Here is a 6,574-nt window from a genome sequence, read left to right as displayed (position 1 = left end):
AATTCTATAAAACACATTGAAAAATGTATCCAGTTCTTCACAGGAAGCATAAATATAGATTCTATCTACTTCTTCCTTATTGTGATCCACATACCCAAAGGATGCTTCCACCATGGATGTAAATAATTCTTGAAACTTTTTATCAAATTCTAATATTTCCATTGCTTTAATCTAATTGTTTATTCTTTGCCTAAATGGCTTGCCATCAATTTTCCACCTAACAGTAAAATTAGTTGGTCTTACATTATTTCCTGAATAGCCGATGTCTACTGTTACTTCCACCTTTTTTCCTGATGATATAGCTTCAGCCCATTGGTTTTCAATTTTTTTGAACTTACTTAGGTTCACATCGCTGGTTTGAGATACTAGGTTATCTAAATCCCTTGAACCTCCAAATCTATCACCAAAAATGTGCCCTGCATGATCTCCTGATTGCTTACCAGGGGTCTTCTTGTAATGACTTTTCCTTGGGGCATTGCTGACTTTTAGGCTTGGGGTCTCCACTTTGGTCATTCTACCTAAAGCATCCGTATGTCCGACATAGCCAAACTCTCCCGTTTTATACACAGCGTCGGTCTCCAGTGTTTTTCTTCTGTTTACTTTTTTGATAGGATTATCTACTAGATCCTTACCCTGTTGTTTAAATAAAGCTTTTGCCTGTTGTTCGGATAGAACCGTTGCTTTAGCTCCAGCCACGGTAATTTTATCCCCCGCCTTTTTACCTACAGCATCTGCATCATCAACATGAGTTATATCCCCACTAGCCAACAAAACCCAGGGATTAACCTCTCCCTCCAACTTAAACCTGCGCTTCTCAATGCGCATTCTAAACTTCTTAAATCGGAGCTTTTTGGATAGTCTCTGGCCAAGGTCGTCGAAAGTTTTGGCGCCTTTGGCAAAGCCTTTTCGTACCAAATAAAAAAAGGAAAACTTTATCTGTCTTCCCTTTAGGCCAATAACATTACTAAAACATCCCCCTTACAGACTTTATATCCACTCAGCTTCTAAAACTATCACTTCATCCATAAAGTCTTTATTTACTTTTTTTAATACCCTCAGAAAGTCTTCCGTTATTATAGGTTCTCGTCTTTTCTCATTATCTGCAAAAAACACATCTTGTCCTTGCCAAGAATCATAGTAGATTTTTCTTTTTGGAATTGCCAACAAATCTTCTTTCTTTTTAAACAAAACGACTCTATCGATCTTATCTAAGATCTCAGGAATATAGGTAGAAACCTCTCCTGCGCACATATCACATTCATCGTATTTTTCTACGGTATACCAAACAGGCTCTTCTTTAGCCTGCCCTTGAATATCCAAATAATAGAAATCTGGTAAAGTCTTACTATAAGCGTCCTCATCTATTTCAAAATACTCTTCAGTGTCAACTACTACTTTTTTTGTACTATATCCGGTCAGATTTTCGACCTCTAATGCCATTTTTAGACGTTCACTTACAATATAATAAGGTGTTAAATGAATAAAATCCTCTCCTGACCAGAAATCAAACTCATAACCTAACTGTTTTAAATTTTCATTTAATCTTCGTCCACATTTTTCACAATTTGTTACTTCAATTTCTGTTGCCCCACCCATTTGTCCAGGTGTGGAAGCACTTAATAACACATAGATTTTCTTTTTTTTCATTATTTTACTAAATCAATTGAATCCTTCAATATCTTCTCAAAGCCATTAGAATCAAGCCATTTAAGTGACTCTTCATTAAGTTTTTTCTTAAGCTTAGCACCCTTAAAACCAGCTTTTTCTAAATCATCTGCTTTCTTTAACATTTGCTCGATGAAATCATCAGTAAACTTCATGTATTTACTAAATGCATTCACAATTTTTACCTCATCAATTTGTCCTGTAGAGGTTTTAATTAAATCGTCCATCCTGTTGTAGAAACGATTCCAAACTAAACGTATATGTTTTAAATGAACTACACTATTCTTAATTCCACTAGGTACCGGCCTCATATGCCTTGGCGAATGTATAAATTCTGGATTAAAATGTTTAGGGGCATATTTAGGTGCCTTAGCTTTTTCATACAAATGATGTAAAGTATTCCCTTTTGCACCATCTTTACCTCCAACTGACCTCTCCCAAAACTTCACATAATCTTCATCAGTTGGGTGCAAAGTATTTTTATCTGAAACATACTTCGTTTTCACCTTTTTACCGTCAATAAGCACCTCTACGTCATCACCATATTTTTTCCCTTTTACTACTTTGTCATCCACCTTGTGTAGCATACCATCCAAATCTCCTTCCATAATTACTACATAAGGGTTTATCTCACCTAATATTCTCCATCTGGTTTTCCTTACTTCCAACTTAAACCTCTTGAAGCGGAAAGCCTTACTTAAACGCTGCCCCAGTTCATCAAGTGACTTCGCTCCTTTAGCAAAGCCTTTCCTCACCCCTTTTATAACTATTCTTCCATTTTTGGCTACAGCCCTAGCTCCCTGCTTTCCTACTTTAGCTAAATCTTTAGTCGCTTTTACCGTACTTTTCACTGACTTCTGAATGCCTGCTTTTGTGGCTTTCACTCCTGCTTTAGTGGCACCTTTTATACCTTGCTTCGATACGGTTTTAATGGCTGTTTTGGCTCCTTTTAAGGCGGCCTTGCCTCCAAACAGCAGCGCGAATATCAGCTCTATGGTAATAACGGCCAGACCACGGGCCAGCTTGGTTGCTCCTTCTATAAGGTTACCGGGCCATGCAGCACCTAAATAGCCTCCAAAATGTTTAGCAGCCTGATATATACCCTCGGCGGCAAAGTATGCTCCTATGATCTGCATCAATAGCGGCAGAGCGGCCATGATGGCTCCGCCTGTGAGTATATTCGCCAGTATCACACCTCCGATACCGGCTATTATACCGGCTATAATGGCTACTTTATTCTCGCTAAACCATTTCACCACTGCATCCTTCATAGTACCTATAACATAGGCTGCACGCTCCATAGGCGAGTTGAACGGACCAACCATTGCCTGACCTGTTGGCTGGGCAGTTTTACCTGTAACCGCCGTTGCAGCCGCAGGTTCCGGTGCTTTCTCCTCAGGCCCCTGTGCAGCAAGCTCACGCTCTGCCTCTACAGCATCACGTTTCACAGCTTCCATGCTATGTTCTTTGTCGTCCGACTCACCAAATTCTATACTCGCCCCGTCCCCCAATGTTACCAGCTTGCTCATCAACTCAGGATGTAGCTGAGCATTTGTCAACACTTGATCAACTTCCACCTGATCCGGACTATATGAAGTCTGCTTATCCAGGGTCTCGGCATCCCGCTGCTCCATATCAGGAGCAGCATCCGAAGTTATAGCCTCTGAGGTATTCTCCGTTACCTGCGGATATTCGTTTTCAAGAGGCTGCGTTACATCCTGCCCGAGCAGCTCTTCCGACATCTGTCCAAAGAAATGCCCCGGGGACAACTTGGCGGAAGACACCAGATTGGCTATGCCCTCCATGATCCTGAGTAGGCCAACGGCAATCATCTCAATGGCGCTCATCACCATATTGAATACCTGCTGGTACGCTGCCAGAACGGCATCCAGCGTAGCACCAAGGATATCCAGCAATGCACACACTGCCTTTTTAAGTACATCAGCCAGCTTATTCACCGCTTTCACAGCCAGGTCTACCGCTTTATCTATCAGGGCGTTGAATTTCTTCGCCAGTTTAGGGAAGGCGAAAAGCACCACGCTCACCAGCTTCTTTAATACTTCTGCGTAAAACTTGATCAGCACCACTACGGCTTTTCTTGCCAACTCTATAATGGACTTGGCCAGCTTCTTAGCGGCTTCAATGACTTGCTTCACAAATGCCCGCAGGGCATCAAATATTTTGTTAATAGCTTTTTTGACCTTATCTATAAAACTCGATACGGCATCAACAGCGCGATCCCAGAAGCTCTTATCTTTGTTCTCTGCGGCATCTTTCTCACTTTGAGCGTCTCTGTCAGCTTCCGCTTGCTTCGCATCGGCCTTGGCCTGAGCAGTTTTGAATTCCTGCTCCACTTTCTCATTGGCACCACTGACTTCACTATCGATCTTTTCCTCCACAGAAGCTTTCTCAGCTGCAGCATCTTTGGTATAGTCGGCCGTGATCTTCTCATTTTCTGCCTGCCATGCCGTACGCTGTTTACCCACCTCGGCCTGGGCTTTCTGCTGCTCACCTTCCTGACGGGCTTTTACGCTTGCAGTTTCTTCTTCAATTCGCTTTTCATTGTCTTTTCTGGCCTTATCGGAGTCAACCTCCATCTTTTTATAGGCCTCCTCCTGCTTCTGCTTCTCAGCCCCAAGCTTTTCGTCCATCTGCTGTTTGGCCTGGGCATTGAACGCTGCCAGTGTCTCGGCATCCATTTCTGGTATAGCTTCCAGGCCTTGATTTTCCAAAGCAGGTACATCCTGAAGCTCAACATTCGGGCTGAGTTTTTCAGGGGCTATTTCCGGGAATATATCATGCTCACCAAAGTCATTTTTGGTCTGCTTCTGATTGGCTGCGAGTTCGGTGTTTACCGACTCATCTGCTTTATCTTTATTTTCGGTATTCTGGGCAGGGTTGGCTTCCTCGGTGAGCTTAACCTTGGGTGCCTTGCCGGGATTGGTATTCACCCCTTTGTCGTTGCCCGGCAGCTTTCTGATCTCTGCCTTGGCCTCCTCAGGATCGGCTTTACCTTCCTTGCCTTTTAAATTGGCTTTGTTGGCTTCACTAATTACAGCATTTTTAGGCACTTCATGCTGTGTATTGACATCAACAGCTTTTGCTTCTCCCTTGGTTTTGAGTTCAGGTTTTTTACCCTCTTTGGCATCGGCTTTCTCTTTCTCCTTTTTCTTACCTGCCTCATCTTTGGCAGGCAGTCCGGTCGGCTTATCTATTTCAGGCAGGTTTTCCTTGAGGGTTTCTTTCTCCTTGCCTTCAATGCCCGGCACCAATTGCGGCGCCTGTTGCATGCCCTGTATAAAGTCTGACGGACTGGAAGAAGCCAGTTCGTTCATAAATTCACCGGTAGTCTCAGCCTTAAATGTTTTCTTCTCTGCTGCTTTTTCCCCGCCGGCGCCAGCTTCATTGTTTTCTACATTAGCTAGCTGCTCGTTTCCGGGAGCATCAACCTTAGGCTGGTTGGTTTTATCCTTACTGCCCGGGGATTCAGGCTGATCGGCCTCTTTATCCTTCGCCTGGGGCTGTTCTACCTTTTCAGGTGTTGCTTCCTCTTCAACTTCCTCCTTAGTTTGGGTGGCATCTACTACTTTTTCAACCTCATTTTCTTTTACAACTTCTTCTTTTGCCTGAGGTTTATTCTCCTGAAGTTGTTCAGCGTTGCTACTCTCAATATCCTGCTCTTCCTTCTTATTCTCAGGCTGGAGTGGTGCAGTGGTTGTATGCTCTTCTTCTTTTTCAGTTTCCGCGTCCGGCTCAGGAATTCTGGGGAAGCCCCGGAACAACCTTTCCCTTTCCAACAGCTCTTCAAAATACGGATGCCCTTGCAGAAAGGGGTTCTGATCTAAAAATGAAAGAATGTCATTCGAATTTTTAGTGCCGGGAATGCCATAGATTCCCTCCTCTTCAAAGGGGGTCTTGCGCTTGTCAAATAACACACCTCCTGCAAATTCCTTTTCCATATCTACGTGCTATCGGGGTCTCAGACTGGTTTTAGGCCCTGGTCTCGACATCGTACGAGTGGCAGTAGTATTTACCATAGGCTTTACGTTCATATTCTCTTTGCGCATTTCCTGATGGATATAGCCCTCCAGACGCTCCAGGGTAACTTCCTTAGTGCCTTCAGACATGGCCTGTATGCACCCCAGTTTGATCACATTGGAAATGTTGGCACCGGTCAACGGATAATCATTGGCCAGCTTTTCTGGCAGGTTTACCGGCTCATATTGGAACGACAACGGTAATCCTTTCTGCCACATCTGCAATCGCTCGTGCGATTCGGGCGGCGGAATGTGAATAAAGGTCAGTATCCTCCTCTTAAAGGCATCGTCAAGGTTTTGCTTATAGTTACTGGCCAGGATCACTGGGCATGAGCAACGTTCGATGCGTTGCAGCAGGTAAGCCACTTCCTGATTGGCATAGCGGTCTTTGGCATCTTTCACCTCCGTCCGTTTTCCAAACAAGGCATCTGCTTCATCAAAAAACAGGATGCAATCCTTACCTTCCAGTCTTTCAAATATTTTCTCCAGGTTTTTCTCCGTCTCTCCTATATACTTGGATACCACCCTCGACAGGTTTACAATATATACATCCACTCCCAGGTGCTTTCCAATCACTGACACCGTCATGGTTTTACCTGTACCGGGCCGGCCGTAAAGTAATGTTGTAAATCCGGGCTTAATCTTACCTGTCACATCACTCTCCAGAAATAGCTCTTTTCTATAGCGGATAAAGTTCATCAGCGATTTAAGCTGGTCTCTGGTGGTGTCGGGCAGGATCAGGTCTTCGAATTTTTTATCGGTCTCCAGCAAAGTAGCAGGGAAGTTTGAGGATCCGTCCAGCCGTGGCTTTTTACCAATCAGGAAGTAATCGAAATAGCTCTTTTCAAGCCTGATCACATAGCCGGCCAGGT

4 protein-coding genes are annotated in these 6,574 nt (G+C 43.8%); all 4 read right to left on the bottom strand.

Features of this window, described 5'->3' with window-relative positions:
* Positions 1-171: 171 nt before the first annotated feature.
* Entirely contained in the window at positions 172-825 is a 654-nt protein-coding gene (locus tag E1163_RS03550) for a DNA/RNA non-specific endonuclease (RefSeq protein WP_155169519.1), read from the bottom strand.
* A gap of 162 nt (positions 826-987) precedes the next feature.
* Positions 988-1,647, bottom strand: a complete 660-nt coding sequence (locus E1163_RS03545; protein WP_155169517.1) for a hypothetical protein — start codon at positions 1,645-1,647, stop codon at positions 988-990.
* Complete coding sequence (locus tag E1163_RS03540) at positions 1,647-5,624, bottom strand: hypothetical protein (protein WP_155169515.1); 3,978 nt, start codon at positions 5,622-5,624, stop codon at positions 1,647-1,649. The genes E1163_RS03545 and E1163_RS03540 overlap by 1 nt, the downstream gene beginning before the upstream one ends.
* A gap of 9 nt (positions 5,625-5,633) precedes the next feature.
* On the bottom strand, positions 5,634-6,574 hold a 941-nt coding region (locus E1163_RS03535), incomplete at its 5' end, for an ATP-binding protein (protein WP_155169513.1).

It is taken from the genome of Fulvivirga kasyanovii (genome assembly GCF_009711405.1).
GTDB lineage: Bacteria > Bacteroidota > Bacteroidia > Cytophagales > Cyclobacteriaceae > Fulvivirga > Fulvivirga kasyanovii.
Note: the sequence above shows the minus strand (reverse complement) of the source record. Positions and strands in the feature narration are given on the sequence as shown.